This window comes from Amycolatopsis sp. NPDC004368, assembly GCF_053602515.1.
This window is the reverse complement of the sequence record NZ_JBSGDT010000031.1, coordinates 11,811-30,180: the sequence shown is the minus strand read 5'-3', so window position 1 is coordinate 30,180 and position 18,370 is coordinate 11,811. Positions and strand designations below refer to the sequence as shown.

General features: G+C 72.0%; 17 protein-coding genes. 12 read left to right on the top strand and 5 right to left on the bottom strand.

All coding sequences use genetic code 11. The features are described from left to right. Positions 1–31: 31 nt before the first annotated feature. The 4 genes from ACWEOE_RS32295 to ACWEOE_RS32280 are packed head-to-tail and all read right to left on the bottom strand — an operon-like array spanning position 32 to position 5,050. Positions 32–1,924 (bottom strand): amylo-alpha-1,6-glucosidase, encoded by a 1,893-nt coding sequence (locus ACWEOE_RS32295; protein WP_452015867.1) that lies wholly within the window; start codon positions 1,922–1,924, stop codon positions 32–34. Then, positions 1,921–3,201, bottom strand: coding sequence for an MGH1-like glycoside hydrolase domain-containing protein (locus ACWEOE_RS32290; protein ID WP_452015865.1), 1,281 nt, complete (start codon positions 3,199–3,201; stop codon positions 1,921–1,923). The genes ACWEOE_RS32295 and ACWEOE_RS32290 overlap by 4 nt, the downstream gene beginning before the upstream one ends. Beyond that, a complete protein-coding gene (locus ACWEOE_RS32285; protein ID WP_452015863.1) occupies positions 3,198–3,995 on the bottom strand; it encodes a sugar phosphate isomerase/epimerase family protein in 798 nt (265 codons plus the stop codon). Before ACWEOE_RS32285 ends, ACWEOE_RS32290 begins: the two co-directional genes overlap by 4 nt. Beyond that, positions 3,995–5,050: a zinc-dependent alcohol dehydrogenase gene (locus ACWEOE_RS32280; RefSeq protein WP_452015861.1), complete on the bottom strand. Its 1,056-nt coding sequence runs from the start codon at positions 5,048–5,050 to the stop codon at positions 3,995–3,997. The genes ACWEOE_RS32285 and ACWEOE_RS32280 overlap by 1 nt, the downstream gene beginning before the upstream one ends. A 151-nt stretch (positions 5,051–5,201) precedes the next feature. On the opposite strand from ACWEOE_RS32280, the gene ACWEOE_RS32275 reads away from it, so the two are divergent. From ACWEOE_RS32275 to ACWEOE_RS32250, 6 genes are read left to right on the top strand one after another with little or no spacing between them, the layout of a single operon-like run. After that, positions 5,202–6,614, top strand: coding sequence for an ABC transporter substrate-binding protein (locus ACWEOE_RS32275; RefSeq protein WP_452015859.1), 1,413 nt, complete (start codon positions 5,202–5,204; stop codon positions 6,612–6,614). A gap of 10 nt (positions 6,615–6,624) precedes the next feature. Further along, positions 6,625–7,626, top strand: coding sequence for a carbohydrate ABC transporter permease (locus ACWEOE_RS32270; protein ID WP_452015857.1), 1,002 nt, complete (start codon positions 6,625–6,627; stop codon positions 7,624–7,626). A gap of 5 nt (positions 7,627–7,631) precedes the next feature. Continuing rightward, on the top strand, positions 7,632–8,489 hold the full coding sequence (locus ACWEOE_RS32265) for a carbohydrate ABC transporter permease (RefSeq protein WP_452015985.1): 858 nt from the start codon (positions 7,632–7,634) through the stop codon (positions 8,487–8,489). A gap of 27 nt (positions 8,490–8,516) precedes the next feature. After that, positions 8,517–9,671 carry an ROK family protein gene (locus tag ACWEOE_RS32260; protein ID WP_452015983.1) on the top strand — a complete coding sequence of 385 codons (1,155 nt, stop codon included), beginning with the start codon at positions 8,517–8,519 and terminating at the stop codon, positions 9,669–9,671. Continuing rightward, positions 9,668–10,555 (top strand): Gfo/Idh/MocA family protein, encoded by an 888-nt coding sequence (locus tag ACWEOE_RS32255; RefSeq protein ID WP_452015855.1) that lies wholly within the window; start codon positions 9,668–9,670, stop codon positions 10,553–10,555. Before ACWEOE_RS32260 ends, ACWEOE_RS32255 begins: the two co-directional genes overlap by 4 nt. A gap of 35 nt (positions 10,556–10,590) precedes the next feature. After that, a complete protein-coding gene (locus ACWEOE_RS32250; protein ID WP_452015853.1) occupies positions 10,591–11,142 on the top strand; it encodes a hypothetical protein in 552 nt (183 codons plus the stop codon). Here the strand turns inward: ACWEOE_RS32250 and ACWEOE_RS32245 are convergent. After that, entirely contained in the window at positions 11,137–12,009 is an 873-nt protein-coding gene (locus ACWEOE_RS32245) for a LysR family transcriptional regulator (RefSeq protein WP_452015851.1), read from the bottom strand. The two genes, ACWEOE_RS32250 and ACWEOE_RS32245, sit on opposite strands and share 6 nt — an antisense overlap. A gap of 78 nt (positions 12,010–12,087) precedes the next feature. On the opposite strand from ACWEOE_RS32245, the gene ACWEOE_RS32240 reads away from it, so the two are divergent. The 6 genes from ACWEOE_RS32240 to ACWEOE_RS32215 all read left to right on the top strand — a co-directional run bounded on the left by ACWEOE_RS32240 (position 12,088) and on the right by ACWEOE_RS32215 (position 18,369). Then, a complete protein-coding gene (locus ACWEOE_RS32240; protein WP_452015849.1) occupies positions 12,088–12,978 on the top strand; it encodes an EamA family transporter in 891 nt (296 codons plus the stop codon). Further along, complete coding sequence (locus ACWEOE_RS32235; protein ID WP_452015847.1) at positions 12,975–13,613, top strand: NAD(P)-dependent oxidoreductase; 639 nt, start codon at positions 12,975–12,977, stop codon at positions 13,611–13,613. The genes ACWEOE_RS32240 and ACWEOE_RS32235 overlap by 4 nt, the downstream gene beginning before the upstream one ends. A gap of 91 nt (positions 13,614–13,704) precedes the next feature. Then, on the top strand, positions 13,705–15,300 hold the full coding sequence (locus tag ACWEOE_RS32230; protein ID WP_452015845.1) for a class I adenylate-forming enzyme family protein: 1,596 nt from the start codon (positions 13,705–13,707) through the stop codon (positions 15,298–15,300). After that, positions 15,297–16,184: a cyclase family protein gene (locus ACWEOE_RS32225; protein ID WP_452015843.1), complete on the top strand. Its 888-nt coding sequence runs from the start codon at positions 15,297–15,299 to the stop codon at positions 16,182–16,184. The genes ACWEOE_RS32230 and ACWEOE_RS32225 overlap by 4 nt, the downstream gene beginning before the upstream one ends. Continuing rightward, positions 16,181–17,389 carry an acetyl-CoA hydrolase/transferase family protein gene (locus ACWEOE_RS32220; RefSeq protein WP_452015841.1) on the top strand — a complete coding sequence of 403 codons (1,209 nt, stop codon included), beginning with the start codon at positions 16,181–16,183 and terminating at the stop codon, positions 17,387–17,389. The genes ACWEOE_RS32225 and ACWEOE_RS32220 overlap by 4 nt, the downstream gene beginning before the upstream one ends. Continuing rightward, positions 17,386–18,369, top strand: a complete 984-nt coding sequence (locus ACWEOE_RS32215) for a phosphotransferase family protein (RefSeq protein ID WP_452015839.1) — start codon at positions 17,386–17,388, stop codon at positions 18,367–18,369. The genes ACWEOE_RS32220 and ACWEOE_RS32215 overlap by 4 nt, the downstream gene beginning before the upstream one ends. Position 18,370 lies beyond the last annotated feature (1 nt).

Genomic DNA, 18,370 nt, shown 5'->3' with positions numbered 1-18,370 from the left:
GTGCACCGCCGCCGGGGCCACGCTGACAACATCAGTCCGTTGAGGACGAACTCAGCACGCTCGCGATGAGCAACGGCGCCGCGGCCGCCCAGGCCTGGGGGGAGGCCGAGTGCGGGTAGGGCACGGGCCGCGGGGTTTCGCCGCGGGCGAAGCCGGTCATGACCTCGGGCAGGCGGTTGCCGGGCTGGTGCGCGGCGGCCGCGAGGAGGCCCTCGGCGACGTGGGTGGCCTCGGCGGTGAGGCCGGCGCGAACGAGTCCCGCGACCGCGATCGCGGTGTCGTGAGGCCAGACACCACCGTTGTGGTAGGAGACGGGGTGGTACGGCGCCTGGCCGGCGGCGAGGGTGCGGATACCCCAGCCGGAGAAGAACTCAGGAGTGACCAGGCGTTGCCCGACCTGCCGCGCGCGTTCGGTGGACAGCAGGCCCGACCACAGCACGTGCCCGGCGTTGGAGGCGAGGGCGTCGACCTTGCGGCGGCGGCCGTCGAGGGCCAGGGCGACGAAATCCTGCCCGGGTAGCCAGAAATCGTCGGCGAAGTCGGCGCGCAGCCGCGCCGCGCGGGCGAGCAGCCGGTCCGCGAACGGTGCGTCGTGCCAGACGTCGCGAGCGAGTTCGGCGGTCGAGAGGAGCGCTTCGTAGGCGTAGCCCTGCGCTTCGCACACCGCGATCGGCCCCTCGGCGAGCTCACCGTCGGCGAAGCAGATCGAGCGCGCGGAATCCTTCCAGCACTGGTGGACCAGCCCCGGCCCGTCGGTGCGGTACACGAGGTACCCGTGCTCGTCGAGACCGCCGTGGCCGAACATCCAGTCGACGGCGGCGCGAGCCGCGGCCTCCAGCTCGAGTGCCACCTCGTCGCCGGCCACCCGCCGATGACGGCCGAGCAGCATCAGGAACAGGGGTGTGGCGTCGACGGTTCCGTAGTAGCGCCCGTACGGCGTCTGCCCGAAGCGGCTCAGTTCGCCGCGCCGCACCTCGTGCACGATCTTGCCCGGTTCCTCGACCCGTGCCGGATCGAGCACGGTGCCCTGCACCGCCGCGAGTGCGCGCAGCGTCGCGGCGGCGAGCTCCGGCCGGTACGACAGCAGCGAGATCGACGTGAGGACGCTGTCGCGCCCGAACAGCGTCAGGAACCACGGCACTCCGGCACCGGGAATGCGCAGCTCCGGCCGTCCCGGCGCGGGCACCCGCAGGTCCGCGAGATCAGCCAGCCCGGCCGCGGCGGCGGCCTGCAATTCCGGCCAGTCGGAGGCCGGGATGCTCGGCACGGCACCGAATTCCCGGCTGTCCGCGCGGGACTCGGCCACGACGTCCGCGAACGAGGCGGGTGGTGCGCCCGGCTCCGGGGTGTCGCCTTCGCCGGCCGCCACCTCCACGCCCAACGAGGTTTCGCCGTGCGGCGGCAGCCGCAGCGTCCAGCTCAGCCGGTCTCCCGTGCGCTCGGCGGTGGCCGACGAGCGGATGACCGTCCACTTGCGATAGTCGCCGCGTTCGTAGGCGAGCAGCACCTCGCCGTCGGCGCGCGAGGCGGCCGAGTGCGTGCCCGGCCGCTCGTAGTGGCCGGTGCCGCGCAGTTCGAACTGGTCGGCGAAGTCGGCCGCGAAGTGGTAGGTCAGGGTCACCTCGGACGGGGTCGCGAGGTGGCTGCGCACACGGAGGTGTTCGACGAGCGAGCCGGCGCTCAAGGCGTGGTCGCGCAGCACCGAGTAGGCGGGGTCTTCGCTGCGCGGTGTGGCCGGGGTGAGGATCACGCTCGTCGACTGGCGCTCGCGCGTCTCGGACAGCACGCGCAACGACGTCCCGGTCGAAAACTCCCAGCGGGACAGGTGCCGGGTGTCGTCCACGTAGAAGCCTTCGGTACCGGCCGCCACGTCGGCGGCCGGACCGGTGATCAGGAACGTGGTGCCGCGCACGAGGGTGCTCATGCCGCCGCCTCGAGGTCGATCGCCACCGCGGCCGTCCAGCTGAAGTCGTCGCTGCCGTGCCCGGCGCCGGTGAGCGGGTCGACGTACTCCCGGAAACCCGCGTGCCGGATCGCGTCCAGCATGCTCTCGCGCAGGCGCCGGGCGAGCTGCTCGTGGCCGTGCGTGCGCAGGCCGTGCCAGATCAGCCAGCCGGTGTTGAACCAGGCCGGCCCACGCCAGTAGCGCGCCGGTTCGAAGTCGGCGGCGGTGAGGTCGTAGCTCGGCACCGGACCGAGCTCGCCCAGGCGGAAGTGCTCTCCCCGCGCGGTCTTCAGCAGCTCCTCCACGACCGGAAGGCCGGGCACGACCAGCGGCACGAGGCCGCCGACCGTGCGCTGGGGCAGCAGCGACCGCGTGTGCGCGTCGCGCGCGAAGAAGATGCCCTCGGCCGGGTCGTAGAGCCGGGACACCAGCGCGGTGGTGAGCGCGGCCGCCCGATCGTGGTGGGGGGCCGGGTCGGCACCGAGCTCGTCGGCCATCGCCGCGAGCGCCGTTTCCCCGACGCAGAGCAGCGCGTTGGTCAGCGGATCCTCGACGGCGAACGCCGAACCGCCGAGCGTGTCGGCGAACCCGGCGTCGCGGTAGTCGGCCGCCAGCCGCACGTACCGGCCGTAGTCGAGGTCCGTCGGGCGCTCGCCCGCCCCGGTGTGCCCGAGGTCGCGCCGGACGAAGGTCGCGGGGGAGACGGGCTCCACGCGGCCGAGCGGCTCGTCCCAGGCCGGGCTGTTGTCCAAACCGGACTCCCACGGGTGGACCACGCACACGAGCCCGTCGCCGGCGAGATCCCGGCGGCCGAACAAGTAGTCGTGCCAGAGCCGCAGCCGCGGGTAGAGCCGGCGCAGGAAACCGCGACGCCGGGACGCCTCCGGGTCCGCCCGGTGCACTTCCCAGGCCGCGAGTGCGTGCACCGGCGGCTGCACGAGCCCGGAGGTCACCAGCCCGGTCGACGCGAGCCGCGCGCCGGCGCCCCAGAAATCGGGGCCGGGGAAGTAGGCGTCCGCGGGCACCGCCGGGTTGAAGACGATCTGCGGCACCCGCCCGTCCGGCCACTGCGCGCCGAAGAGCGACTCGAGCTCCCGCTGCGCGCGCACGGGCGAGAGGTGGCGCAGGCCCAGCGCGATGAACGCCGAGTCCCAGCTCCACTGGTGCGGGTACAACCCTTGCGCGGGCACGGTGAACCCGCGGCGCCAGTTGGCGAGCAGGATCCGCCGCGCCCGGCGGGCGAGGTCGTCGGTCATGCGAGCCGTCGCAGGAACGGTGGCACCGAGGCCACCGCGACCGCGGGTTCCCCGCGCAGCCGGCTTTCCAGCGCCAGGTCGCCCTCGTAGCCGACGGCGGCGAGCGCCCCGAGCACCGCGGGCCAGTCGAGGTGCCCGGCACCGGGCTGGAGCCGGTTGGAGTCGCTGACCTGCACGTGGCCGAGGTAACCGGCGAACCGCACGAGCGAGTCCGCGGGGTCGTCCTCCTCGATGTTCATGTGGTAGGTGTCCGCGCCGATGCGCACGGAGTCCAGCCCGACCTCGTCGATCAGCGAAGCCGCCTGCTCCAGGCGGTTCACCATGTGGTCCTCGTAGCGGTTCAACGGTTCCAGCAGCAGGAGCACGCCCTCGGCCTTCGCGTGCTCACCCAGCTCGGTCAGGCCGGCGAGCAGCACCTCGTGGTCCTCGTCCTCGGAGCGCGGCGGCTCGAACGGCGGCAGCCGGCGCGAGAACATGCCGTAGGACGCCGGGGTCATCGCGCCGAGCCCGCCCAGTTCGGCGATCACCGAGAGCTGCGAGCGCATCTGCTTGATCGCGTCGGCGCGCAGGTCCGGGTCGAAGGCCCCGAAGAAGTGCAGCATGTCCACGCACACCGTGCGCATGACCACGCCGTTCGCCGCCGCGCGGTGCAGCTCCGGCAGGCGCTGCTGCAGCGCGAAGTCCTTCTTGCCGCGCAGTTCGATGGCGTCGTAGCCGGAGGCGGTTGCGAACGCCCATTTCTCTTCGAGGGTTTCGCCGGGCAACATCTGTTCCTGGCAAGCGAGTTTCACCATCAGTTCTCCGTGTAGTCGAGGACGACCTGCAGTGCTTCGGCCGGGCGTTCGTCGAGCAGCTCGTAGGCCTGCTCCACTTCGCCGACGCGCACGCGGTGGGTCACGAGCCGGACCGGGTCGATCGCGCCGTCGGCGGCCAGGCGCAGGAACGTGCGGTTCATCCGGTCCTGGTCCCACCGCCCGGCCAGCCGCCACGGCACCCCGCCGATCTGCGAGGCGACGATTTCCACGCGGTTGTGGTGGAACTCCTCGCCGAGCCGCAGGCCGGTGCCGTCACCCTGGTAGAAGCCGGCGGCGACCACCCGGCCGCCGATGCCCACCGTGCGAACGGCTTCGTGCAGCGCGCGGTAGGTGCCGCTGAGCTCGATGGCGACGTCGGCACCGTGGCCGCCCGTCGCCTCGCGCACGACTTCCGCGGCACTGGCGGCGGTCACGTCCACCGTCCGCGTCGCACCGAACTCCGCGGCGATCGCCAGCCGCGCCGGGATGGCGTCGCACGCCACGACGTGGCCGCCGTTCAGCGTGGCCAGACGGGTGGCGAGCAGGCCGATCACGCCCTGGCCGAAGACGGCGACGGTTTCGCCGAGGTGGACGTCGGCGCCGAGCACCCCGTTGAGCGCCACCGCGCCGACCCGCGCGAACGACGCGGCGAGGGGGTCGAGCCCGGCCGGCACGCCGTGGTCGGTGAGCTTCGCCGCCGGGACGACGGCTTCGCTGCGGTGGCCCCAGATGCCCCACACCACGTCGCCCACGGCCGGCACTCCCGGCCCGCCGGCGACATCGGGCGAGACCTCGAGCACCTCGCCCACCTCGGAGTACCCCCAGCCCGCCACCGGGTAGCTCTGGCTCGCGTCGCCGTCGACGAACAGTCGGCGCCGCTCGTCCCAGACCCGGGTGAGGTAGGGGTTGGTGCCGCGGTAGGCGGTGAGCTCGGTGCCCGCCGAGATGCCCGAATACAGCGTGCGCACGCGCACCGACCCGGCTCCCAGCGCTTCCGGCTGTGTTTCGACCACCTCGACCCGGCGCGGGCCTACGAACTGAACCACCGTGCCCACGAGGGCCTCCTCCGACCACCTTGTCGATCATTTATGGCGTTCCGCCGAGCAGAAGCTACCCCACTTATGTCAAAAAATCTACATAACTTGTCTTGCTTTCACGCGTAACTGGTGCTGTGATCGTCGCCAGGCACGACGCAAAGGAGCACCGATGTCTTCAGCACGACGGCGGGCGAGAGTCCCGGCCCGATCGGCCGCCGCACTGGCGGCCGTGGTGGTGGCCGGTGGCGCGCTGACCGCCTGCGGTTCCGGCTCCGACGACAGTGGCGATGGCACGCTCACCGTCTGGAGCATGGAAAACCAGTCAGACCGGGTCGCCGCCGCCCAGCGGATCGCCGACCAGTTCACCGCCCAGACCGGCGTGAAGGTGAAGATCGTCGGCCTGGACGAGGACCAGTTCAGCCAGCTGGTCACCTCGGCCGCGGCGGCGGGCAACCTGCCGGACGTCGTCGGCGGGCTTTCGCTCACGGGGGTCAACGAGATGGCCGTGAACGACCTCGTCGACACCGACGCCGCGGCGTCGGTGGTCAAGTCGCTGGGCGCCGGCACCTTCTCGGCGCGCGCGTTGCAGATGGACGTGAGCGGCGGCAAGCAGCTCGCGGTGCCGTCGGACGGCTGGCCCCAGATGCTCGTCTACCGCAAGGACCTCTTCGCCAAGGCGGGTCTGGGCGCGCCCGACACGTTCGACAAGATCCGGCAGGCGGCGCAGAAGCTGAACTCCCGCGACGTCGCCGGCATCTCGATCGCGACCGACCCCGGCGACGCGTTCACGCAGCAGACGTTCGAGGACTTCGCGCTGGGCAACGGCTGCCAGCTCGTCGACCAGTCGGCGAAGGTGACGCTCGACAGTCCCGCGTGCGTCAACACCTTCTCCTTCTACAACGACCTCGTGCACGACTACTCGGTGCCCGGCGCGCAGAACGTGGACTCGACCAGGGCCACGTACTTCGCCGGCAAAGCGGCGATGACCGTCTGGTCGTCGTACCTGCTGCCCCAGCTCGCGGGCCTGCAGAAGGACGCGGCGCCGAGCTGCCCGCAGTGCCAGGCCGATCCCGAGTTCCTCGCGAAGAACACCGGGTTCGTCACCGCCATCAAGGGCCCCGACGGCTCGGCCGCGCAGAACTTCGGTGAGCTCGGCTCGTGGGTGATCACGCAGGGCGACCGCGCGGCCAACGCGCAGAAGTTCGTGAGCTACATGATGGACCAGGGTTACGCCGGCTGGCTCGGGCTCGCGCCGCAGGGCAAGATCCCGGCCCGCACCGGGACCGCCGCCGAGGCCGGCAAGTTCACCCAGGCCTGGGCGGGGCTGCAGGTCGGCACCGACACCAAGAAGTCGCTGTCCGCGGTGTACCCGCCCGAGGTGATCAAAGCGCTGCAGGGCAGCCTCGACAGCTTCCAGCAGTGGGGCATCCAGCAGGGGCAGGGCGGCCTGGCCGGTGCCTCGCTCGCCGAGCTGCCCGTACCCAAGGCCGTCAGCGCGATGACGGGCGGCACCGTGGACCCGGCCGGCGCGGCCAAGCAGGCGAGCACCGCGGTCCAGGAAATCCAGAAATCACTGAAGTAGGGACATACGGATGACCTCGGCGCACACCGTCCGGAACCGGCCCGCCCCCGCGAAGCCGTCCGGCCGGCCCCCACGGCGGCGAGTGCGCACCCTGCGGCAGCAGGAGAGCAGGGCCGGCCTGGCCCTGCTCTCCCCGACCCTGATCATCGTGCTGGTGGTCGTGGTCCTGCCCGTGGTGTGGACGATCGTGCTGGCGTTCCAGCGATTGCGGTTGGCGACTTTGCAACGCGAAGGTGTCTTCGGACGCTTCACGATGCAGAACTTCGCCAAGGTGCTCGGCTCCGCTGACATGTGGAGCTCGCTCGGCACCACGTTGGTCTACACCATCGGCGGCACGGTGCTGTCGCTGGCGCTCGGGCTGGTCGCGGCGCTGGCGCTGCGCAAACCGTTTCGCGGCCGGGCGTTCCTGCGCAGCGCGATGCTGCTGCCGTACGTCTCGCCCGTGGTGGCGGCCACGTTCGTCTGGGAGATCATGCTGAGCCCCCAGTTCGGCGTGGTCAACGCGTGGGGCAAGAGCATCTTCGGCTGGGACAAACCGGTGGCGTTCCTCAGCCGGGAGAGCTCCACGCTCTCGCTGTTCGGCTGGCACGTGCACCTCCCGGTGGCCCTGCTGGTGGTGATCGCGTTCGAGGGCTGGCGTTACTTCCCCTTCACGTTCCTGTTCATGATGGCGCGGCTGCAGGCCGTGCCGGGAGAGCTGGAGGAAGCCGCGCTGGTCGACGGCGCGACCCCGACGCAGCGCTTCCGGCACATCCTGCTGCCGCAGCTCTACCCGGTGCTGGCGCTGCTGTCGATGCTGCGGTTCATCCTCACCTTCAACAAGTTCGACGACGTCTACCTCCTCACCGGCGGTGGCGCCGGCACGGACGTGCTGAGCGTGCGGGTCTACGACTTCCTCACCGCGCAGTTCGACATCGGCGGTGCCGCAGCGCAGGCGCTGGTGCTCGCGGTGGTGCTGGTCGTGTTCCTCGCCGTCTACCTGAAGTTCTTCGCCCCGGAGGATCGCGCGTGAACCGCATGACGTTCGAAACCCGGCTCTTCGGGGTGCTGCGCTGGGTCACGATCGTGGTCCTCGCGATCGCGACGCTCTTCCCGTTCTACTACATGGTGCTGCTCTCGGTGCGCTCGCAGGATTCGCTGCTGCGCAACCCGGGCGACATCCTGCCGAAGCTGTCGGACCTCACCGTCACCACGTATTCGACGGTGCTCAAGTCGGTGGCGTCCGGTGGCGACGGATTGCTGCAACTGCTCGGGAACTCGGCGCTGGTGGCGGTGGGCACCGTGATCGTCACCCTGGCGCTTTCGCTGCCGGGCGCGTACGCGGCCAGCCGGCTGCGCTTCGCGGGCCGGCGGCAGGTGCACTTCCTGTTCTTGGCCGTGTACCTGTTTCCGTCTATCCTTCTGGCGATCCCGCTGTTCGTCGTCTTCAGCAAGGCGGGCCTGCGCGACTCTCTGGTGGGGCTGCTGGTGGTGTACGTGGCTCAGGCGCTGCCTGTGTCGATCTACATGTTGCGCAACTACCTGACCACGATCCCGGAGAGCATCGAGGAAGCCGCCGCGATCGACGGCAACGGCCGGTTGGGGACCATGTGGCGGGTGACGTTGCCGCTGGCGGCGCCGTCGATCGTCGCGACTGGTCTGTACGTGTTCATGATCGCGTGGAACGAGTTCCTCTTCGCCTTGCTGTTCCTGGTCGAGGACCGCTCGAAGTGGACGGTGTCGCTGGGTCTTTCGCAGCTGGCCGGCGGGCTGGAGGTGCCGAAGACGGTGCTGATGGCGGGCTCGGTCGTGCTCACGATCCCGATCGTGATCTTGTTCTTCGCGGCGGAGAAGATGCTGGCCGAAGGGCTGACCAGCGGCGCGGAAAAGGGGTAGGAGATCACTACAGTCGCACCGGTGACGATGTCGTCCGGTTACCTGCTCTGGCTGGTCCGCACGGGGAAGGCGCGCACGCGCGCCGATCTGCAGCAGCAGACGGGCCTGTCGCGCTCGACCGTGCAGCAGCGCCTGAAGCCGTTGTTCGACCGCGGTTACCTGCGTGCCCACGGCACGGAGGACTCGACCGGCGGCCGCCCGTCGGTGTTGCTCGAGTTCACCGACGCCGGGGTGGTGCTCGTCGCCGACCTCGACACCGCCGACGCCCGGCTCGCCGTCGTGGACCTCGACGGCCACCGGCTGGCCGAGGAACGGACCGCGCTCGAGGTGGCGGCCGGTCCGGTTCAGGTGCTCGACGCGCTCGACGCCCGGTTCCGCGCGCTGCTGGCGCAGACGGGCCGGCCGCCGGCGCAGGTGCGGGGCATCGGCGTGGGTGTGCCGGGGCCGGTCGAGTTCGAGACCGGCACGGTGCGCCAGCCCCCGATCATGCCGGGCTGGGACGGGTACTCGATCGCCGAGGACCTCTCGGGTCGCTGGGCCGTGCCGGTCGTGGTGGACAACGACGCGAACATCATGGCGCTGGGGGAGCACACCCAGCAATACCCGGAGTCCTCACCGCTGGTGCTGGTCAAGGTGTCGGCCGGGATCGGCTCGGGGCTGGTGTTCAACGGCGGGTTGCTGCGCGGCGTCGACGGCGGGGCCGGCGACATCGGGCACATCCGCCTGCCCGGCCACGACGACGCGGTCTGCATGTGCGGTTCGCGCGGTTGTCTCGCCGCGGTGGCGAGCGGGGGTGCGCTGGCGCGCCGGCTCACCGAACGCGGGGTGCCGACGAGGTCGAGCCGCGAGCTGGCCACCCACCTCGCCGCCGGCCGTCCGGAGGCGGTGGAGCTCGCCCGTGAGGCGGGGCGGCTCGTCGGGGAGGTGTTGACCACGGTGGTCTGCATGGTGAACCCGGAGGTGCTCGTGATCGCCGGCGATCTGGCCGACACGCACTTCGTGACCGGTGTCCGCGAGGTCATCTACCAGAAAGCGCTGCCGCGGGCGACGCGCCACCTGCAGGTGGCGGGCAGCGCACTCGGGGACTTCGCGGGTCTCTACGGCGCGCAGGCGCTGGTGCTCGACGCGGCCTACGCCCCGGCCGTGGTCGACGAACGGCTGATGCGCGAAGGAGTGTCGTGAGCGCCGAACCCGTCCGCGTGGGGCTGGTGGGTGCGGGGCCGTGGGCGCACCGGATGCACGCGCCGACCTTCGCCGCCGGCCCGGAAACCAAGCTCACCGCCGTTTACGCCCGGCGCGCCGAGGCCGCCGCCGAACTCGCGGCGGCGCACGGCGCCACGCCGACGACCGACTTCGACGAACTGCTGGATGGCTGCGAGGCCGTGGTGTTCGCCGTGCGCCCGGACGTCCAGGCCGAGCTGGCCGGGCGTGCCGCTCGCGCGGGCAAGGCGGTGCTGCTGGAGAAACCCGTGGCGCTGACACCGGCGGCGGCGCGGGAGCTCGCGGAGGCCATCGACGCGGCGGGCGTGGTGAGCCAGCTGGTCCTGACCAAGCGGTACCTGCCCGAGACCCGCCGGTTCGTCGAGCGGGCCCGATCCTTCACCGCACTCGGCGCGCGCTCGTGTTACCTGCACGGCGCCTTCCTGGGCGGCGACCTGGCCACGAGCTGGCGCCTGGAACACGGCGCCCTGCCCGACCTCGGCCCGCACCTGCTCGACCTCCTCGAAACCACCCTCGGACCGATCGCGGCGATCCGCGCGGCCGGCGACTCGACCCGGTGGATCGAGCTGACCTGCGAACACGAAAGCGGTGCGGTCAGCCAGGCTTCGCTGTCGGGCGTGATCGGGCTCGACCGCGTGCGGACCACGGTCGAGCTGTTCGGCCCCGAAGGGACCCTGGCCTACGACACCGCGGCGATCGACCACAGCGAGGCCTGGCCCGTGCTGCGGGCCGAGTTCGCCGAGGCGGTGCGCAGCGGGCGTTCGTCGGAACTGAACGTGTGGCGGGGTGTCCGGCTCCAGGAGCTGATCGCCGAAGCGAGCGAATCCCTGCGGACGTCTTCCTGACGCCCCGCCCGGCACCGGCCGGGTACCGTGCGGTGGTGACCACGCTCGACGACCGCGGGGGCAAACCGCTGACGCGGCTGCACTGCGCGCCGCACCCGGATCGGCCCTACCTGTCCCTCGAGCTGGCGTTGCGCGACATGCGCTCGGCGCACGGGCGCGATCCCGAGACGGGTGAGGGGCCGGGCACGCGGTCGTGGATCGGGGTGTGTCTCGGGATGATCGTGCTCGACACGCTGTCGGGCACGTCCGTGCCGGCGGGCCGGCGGTTCAAGCGGCTGCTGGTCGAGCACGGCGTGGACCACGACGACGCCGTGGTGCTGTGGATCATCCGCAACTCGCTGCTCCACGGCTACGGCCTGCCGCGGCCGGCGGACGTGCGGCACCGGCAGGTGGAGGTCACGGGGGAGACCGACACGTTCGCCCTGGACACGAGCGATCCGCGGCTGGTACGGCTGAGCGCCCCGGTGTTCTGCAGCCAGCTGGTGGAGCGGGTGGCCGCTTCGGTGCCGCACAGGTGGGACAGCAGCCTCATCCACACCCACACCGAGCACACCGACCAGGTCCGGTACGTGCCGTCCGGGTCATGACCCAGCCGGCACCTGGTCGAGAAACGCTTGCGCCGCAGGCGAAGGGTTGAACGCACGCCACGCCAGGTACTCGACCCGAGCGGGACCGTCGCTCACGGGGATCGTCCGCACACCCGCACCGACCGGGACGACGGCGGGTGACAGCAGCGTGATCACGAGGTTCTGGCGGACCAGCGAGAGCATCAGGTCCGTGCTCATCGCTTCGAAGGTGACGCGCCGCCGGACGCCCGCGGTGGCGAAGGCGTGGTCGGAGGGGGCGCGACCCGGGGTGCCGACCGGGAAGTCCACGAAGGTGGCGTCGGTGAGGTCGGCCAGGGACAGGTGGGCGCGGTCGGCCAGAGGATGGTCGGGGGAGACGACGGCGACCAGGCGTTCGCGGGCCAGGCGGCGCGTGGCGACGCCCTGAGGCGGCGCGGAGTCGGGGAGGCCGAGCACGGCGACGTCCAACGCGCCTTCCGTGAGGGCGGTGATGAACTCGTCGCTGCCGCCGCCGCGCAGGGTGATGTGGACGGCGGGGTGGGCGCGGTGGAACGTGCCGAGGGCGGCGGGGATGTCGATGGCCGTGACGGTGGGGATGAGGCCGATCGTGAGCGTGCCGCGGACAAGGCCGGAGGCGGCGGCCGCGTCGGTGATGGCGCGGGCCGCCGCGTCGAGACTGGCGCGGGCGGCGGGCAGGAAGGCCGCGCCCGCGGCGGTGAGCTCGACGCGGCGGCTGGTGCGCGCGAACAGCGGCACGCCGAGCTCGGTCTCGAGGGCCTTGATCTGGTGGCTGAGCGCCGATTGGACGACGAAACAGCGCTCGGCGGCCCGCGTGAAGCTGCGTTCCTCGGCCACGGCGACGACGTAGCGCATCTGCTGGAGCTCCATGCAGCCATGATTGCGGATCATCGGTGAGATGAGAACCAGGTCTTGGACTCATCATCGGCCGCGGCCGACGATGGACGGGTGACCACAACGATCTCCGCACCCTCGGCGTCACGCGTGGGGTGGACCGCCTCGACCGCGATCGCGCCTCTGGTCTGGGGCACGACCTACCTGGTGACCACGCACCTGCTCCCGCCGGGACACCCGCTGTTCGCGGCGTTGATGCGGGCGCTGCCGGCGGGCCTGATCGCGCTGCTGCTGTCCCGCCGCCTGCCGCGCGGGGAGTGGTGGTGGAAGAGCGCGGTGCTGGGCGTGCTGAACATGGGCGCGTTCTTCCCGCTGCTGTTCCTCGCCGCGCAGCACCTGCCCGGCGGGGTCGCGGCGACGTTCGGCGCGGCCCAGCCGATCGTGGTGGCCTTCCTGGCCGTCGCGATCCTGCACGAGCGGTTGTCGGCCTGGCGGGTCTCGTGGGGTGTCGTCGGTGTGGCCGGGGTCGCGCTGGTCGTGCTCGGGCCCGACGCCGGGCTCGATCCCCTCGGCGTGGTCGCCGGGCTGGCGGGCGCCGTGTCGATGGCCACCGGGGTCGTGCTGACGAAACGCTGGGGCCGCCCCGAAGGCGTCGGCGCGCTCGGCCTCGCGGGGTGGCAGCTCAGCGCCGCCGGGGCCGTTCTCCTCGTACCGGCACTGGTGGTCGACGGCGTCCCTGCCGGCATCGACGGCCCGGCCGTGGGTGGGTACCTGTGGCTCGGGCTGGTCGGCGGGCTGCTGACCTACGGGCTCTGGTTCGCCGGCATCCGGCGCCTGCCCGTCACCGGCACCGCGTTGCTCGGGCTGCTCTCCCCGCTCGTGGCCGCCGTGCTCGGGGCGGCCGTCGCCGGGGAAGCCCTCACTCCGGTGCAGCTCGCCGGTTTCGTTTTCGCCCTCGCCGCGTTGGTGGCCGGGCAACTCCCACCGAAGAGAAGGAACCCATGAGAATCGCCGTTTTCGGCGCGACCGGCCTGGCCGGCGGCGCCATCGTCACCGAAGCGCTCACCCGGGGGCACGCCGTCACTGCCGTGTCGCGGCGCCCGGCCACCACGGCGGGCGTCACCGTCCAGGCCCTGGACGTCGCCGCGCCGGAGACGCTCGATCCCGTGCTGGCCGAGGCCGACGCCGCCGTGCTGGCCATCCGCCTGGCAGCCGGCGACGAGCACCGCCTCGCGCCGCTCAGCCGCGGATTCCTCGACGCCGCGGCCCGGACGGGCACCCGCGTGCTGGTGATCGGCGGCTCGGCGCCGCTGCGGTCACCCGACGATCCCTCCCGGCTGGTGATCGAGGACGAAGTCCGTGTCCCCACGGCCTGGCAGCCGGTCGCGCGGGCGAGCCTCGCCCAGTTCCGCGTGTGCCAGGAGCACCCCTACGACGGCTGGACGTACCTGAGCCCACCGGCCGTGCTCGCGCCCGGTGCCCGCACCGGCGCGTACCGGCGGGGTGGCGACACGCTGCTGGCCGACGACGACGGCGTCTCGCACATCACGGCACCCGACCTGGCGATCGCGGTCCTCGACGAGCTGGAGAACCCCCGTGGCACAAGGCACTTCACCGTCGCCCAGGCTCTCCCGGCATGAGCCGGTGTTCTTGACGCACTCGCCGACACGCCGGTAGCTTACGGATATACGAATTTCGATTCGAGATTTCGAAAGTGACGATGAGGTCGCGATGAGCCCGATGCCTGCTGCGGAGACCCTGCCCGACCTGCTGCGCGAGTGTGCCGTGGCGGCGCCGGGGCGGGAGGCGCTGGTCGTCGGCGGCGTGCGGTGGACGTATGCGCAGCTGACCGAGCAGATGGAGGACGCGCGGAGCAAGCTGCGGGGTATCGACGTCGGCGAGGGGGACGTGGTCGCGCTGCTGGCGCCGAACGTCGCGGAATGGGTGCCGGTGGCGTTCGGCGCGCTGGCCTGCGGTGCGCGCGTCGACGCGTTCAACACGTGGGTCAAGGCCTACGACATCGAGTACCTGCTTACCAGTTCGCGGGCGTCGGTGCTGGTGCTCGCGGATCGCGTGCGCGGCAACGACCTCGTCGGCGAGCTGCGGAAGCTGGTGCCCGATCTGGGGAAGCCGGACGAGGTGTTCCCCGGACTGCGGCACGTCGTGGTGCTCGGCGGGGAAGCGCCCGCCGGGGCCTCGGCGTGGACCGATCTCGCGCCCGGTCCGGACGGGGGCGGGAAACCCGATGCCGAGCAGGCCGCGTTCGTGCTCTACACGTCGGGGTCGACGAAAAACCCGAAAGCCGTGCCGTTGTGCCACCGCGACCTGATCCGCAACGGCTTCCACATCGGCGAGCGCATGGGGCTGACCGCCGAGGACCGCGTGTGGTTCGGCTCGCCGTTGTTCTGGAGCTTCGGCTGCGCCAACGCGCTCATGGCCACGATGACGCACCAGGCGTGTTTCGTGTTGCAGGAACAGTTCGAGCCCGCCGCGGCCGCCGAGCTGATGGCGGCGGAGCAGGTGACGGCCGCGTATCTGTTGCCCGCCATGGTGGACGCGCTCGCAACTTCGGCGGCCGAGCGCGTGCGGGCGGTGGATTCGTTGCGCACCGGGCTGACCATCGGCCGGCCCGATGAGGTCGAGCGCGCCATCACCGCTCTGGGCATCACCGAGCTGTGCAACGTCTACGGCTCGACCGAGACCTACGGCAACTGCTGCGTCACGGACCACCGCATGCCGCTCGAAACGCGCCTGCGCACGCAGGGCGAGCCGCTCACCGGCGTCGAAGTGCGCGTGGCCGACCAGGAAACCGGTGCGCTCCTGCCCGCCGGTGAGCCGGGGGAGCTGCAGGTGCGCGGGCGCCTGACCCCGGGTTACCTCGACGACGACGAGGCCAACGCGGCTGCCTTCACCGCCGACGGCTGGTTCCGCACGGGCGATCGCGCCGTGGTCAACGCCGACGGCACGGTGTCGTTCGTCGGGCGCATCACCGACATGATCAAAACGTCCGGTATCAACGTCTCGCCGACCGAGGTCGAGAGCTTCCTGGCCGGCCACCCGGACGTCGCCGAGGCGGTGGTGCTCGGCGCGCCGCACCCGAGCCGCGACGAGGTCGTGGTGGCGTTCGTGGTGGCACGCGGCGGAAAGCTCACCGCGCAGGACGTGATCGCGCACTGCAAGGAACGCATCGCCGGGTACAAGGTGCCGTGGGCGGTGGCGATCGTCGCCGAGCTGCCGAAGACCGGCACCGGCAAGCTGGTGCGCCGGACGTTGCGCGACGAGGCGGAGAAACTGGTGCAGGACAAGCTGAAAGCGGGAGCGGCATGACGGGCAACTGGGGCCGCTGGGGCACCGACGACGAGGCCGGCGCGCTCAACCTCGTCACCCCCGACGTCACGCTCAAGGCCGCGCGTCTGGTGCGCACCGGACGGACGCTCGGCCTCGCCCAGCCACTCGGCCCGGGCACCTCGGCGCCGCGGCACCGGCCGGGCCCGATGCGGTTCATGAACCGCGACGCCGGCGACTACGCACTCGGCGCGCGCACCCCGGGCGGGTTCCGGTTCGCCGAGGACACCGTGCAGTTCCCGACGCACAGCGGCACCCACGCCGACACGCTGGCCCACGCCTGGACCGGCGAGGAAATCTACAATGGACACCCGCAGTCCTCGACGCGGACCACCCGCGGCGCGCAGCGGTGCGGCGCCGAGAAGCTGGTGCCGGTCGTGACCCGTGGCGTCCTGGTGGACCTGGTCGCCGCGACCGGAGGACCGCTGGCCCCGAGCGCGCCCGTCGGCGTCGAGGAGCTGCGCCGGGGCATCGCGGAAGCCGGCGTGACCCTCGAAACCGGCGACGCGGTGCTGATCCGCACCGGCTGGCTGGAGTCCCAGGGCAGTGCCTCGGAGACGGGCGGCGACTACTTCGCCGACGAACCGGGCATCACCGCGGAAGCCGCGCGCTGGCTGGCCGGCCACGACGTCGCCCTCGTCGGCGCCGACAACTACGCCGTGGAGCAGCAGTCGGCCACCAGCGGGTTCCCCGCGCACCTGCTGCTCCTGCACCAGCACGGCGTGCCGCTGCTGGAAAACCTGGAGCTGGCCGAGCTCGGCGCCGCGCTGGCCGCCGAAGCGCGCTCGACGTTCCTGTTCGTGTTCGCACCCATCCCGCTCGTGGGTTCCACGGCCACCCCGGTCACGCCGGTGGTCGTGCTGTGACGCCCGCCTGGATCACCGAGGTCCTCAAGCCCGGCGACCTCGTCGTGGTCGCGCAGGGCACCGGCGAGCCGACGCCGTTGCTCGAACAGCTCGTGTGCGCGGCACCGCCCGACGTCGAGGTGTTCGTGGGGCTCAGCCACAGCTCCGCGCTCTCCGGCCCGGCCGCCCGGAAGCTGCCGCTGGTGTCGTTCGGTGCGCTCGGCCCGCTCGGCCGGCTCGCCGCGAACGGCACGGTCTCCGTGATCCCGTGCCACTTCCGCGACGTCCCGCGCGCGCTCGCGAGCCGCAATCCCGAGCAGATCGTGGTGGCGCTGCAGGTGTCGAGCGCCGACGACAGCGGATTCCACAGCCTGGGCCTGGCCGTCGACTACACCTACGAGCTGCTCGGCCGCGCCCGCGCCGTCGTGGCCGAGGTCAACGACCGGCTGCCGCACACGAGCGCGCCACGCGTGCACAGCTCGCAGCTGACCGCGACCGTCGCCGGCTCCCGGCCGGTGCCGGAGATCGCGGCGGGCCCCACCGGGCCGGTGCACGAGCGGATCGCGCGGCACGTCGCCGGTCTGGTGCCGGACGGCGCGACGATCCAGCTCGGCGTCGGCACCCTGCCCTCGGCGATCGGCACGGCGCTCGAGTCCAAACGCGGCTTGCGGGTGCACTCGACCCTCGCCGGCACCTGGCTGCTCGACCTCGCCCGCGCGGGCGCGCTGAGCGAGCAGCCCGGTGCCGTGCTGATCTGCGAGGCCGCCGGTTCGCAGGAGCTCTACGACTGGGTGGTAGAGGCCCGGGTGCTCGTGCGTCCGGTGGCCGAGCTCGCGCGGCCGGGGGTGTTCGCCGGGCTGGACCACTTCGTCGCGATGAACTCGGCGCTGGAGGTGGATCTCACCGGTCAGGTCAATGCCGAGGAGCTCGGCTCCGGGTACGTCGGCGGGATCGGCGGCCAGCCCGACTACCTGCGCGCGGCCCAGCACTCCCGCGACGGCCTCTCGGTGGTGATGCTGCCCGCCACCACGGGGGACGGCAGCCGCTCGCGCATCGTGCGGTGCCTGCACGCGGGCGCGGTGACCACGCCACGGTCCCATGTGGACGTGGTCGTCACCGAGCACGGAATCGCCGACCTGCGGGGGAAAAGCCTCACCGAGCGCGCCGAAGCCCTCGTCGCCGTCGCGGCCCCCGGCCACCGTTCCTCACTGCGGGAGACGCCATGACCAGCACGCTCGACGAGCAGTTGCACGAGTTCCTGTCCGCGCGCCTCGGCTCGGTGCCGAAGGTCGTGGACCTGACTCGCGTCGGCGTCGGGCGTTCGCGGGAGAACTGGGTGTTCGACCTCGTCGATCCCCGGACCGGCGAACGCGAGCCGTTGATCCTGCGGCGCGATCCCGAAGGCGGCCTGGTGGACACGGACCGGAGCACGGAGTTCGCCGTGCTGCGGGCACTGGAACCGAGCGGGCTGCCCGTGCCCCGGGCCCGGTGGCTCGACGCGGAGGGCAAGTGGCTCGGCAAACCGTCGCTGATCATGCGCCGCGAACCCGGCGAGTGCGACTACCGAGTGGTCAACGGCGACCGGCCGCTGCCCGAGCGCACCGCACTGGCCCGCCGGTTCTGCGAGCTGCTGGGTGAGGTGCACGCCGTCGACTGGCGGGCGAGCGGCCTCGGCGCCGTCCTCGCCGACCCGGGGGAGCAGGCGGCGATCGTCGAGCTGGCGCGGTGGGAAACCGTGCTGCGCCAGGATCAACTGGACGCACATCCCGAGCTGGACCTGGCCGTCGGCTGGTTGCGCGAGCACGCCCCGGTGTCGGCGCGCACGGTGCTCGTGCACGCGGATTTCAAGCCCGGCAACATCCTGCTGCAGGGCGGCGGCATCTCGGCGCTGCTCGACTGGGAGCTCGCGCACCTCGGCGACCCGCTCGAAGACCTCGGCTGGGTCGTGCAGCCGCTGCGTCACCGCGAGCACCTCATCGAGGGCGTGTGGGACCGCGCCGACCTCGTCCGCCACTACCGCGAGACGACCGGCACCGACGTCGACGAGACGGCCCTGGAGTGGTGGGTCGTCTTCTCGACCTTCAAAACGGCCGTGATGCAGGTCAGCGGGCTGCGCGCGTTCCTCGACGAGCGCAGCGACGAGCCCTACCGCCCCACCCGGCGCGTGCTGCGGACGCTGCTGACCGCGATCGCCGAGAGGAGCTGAC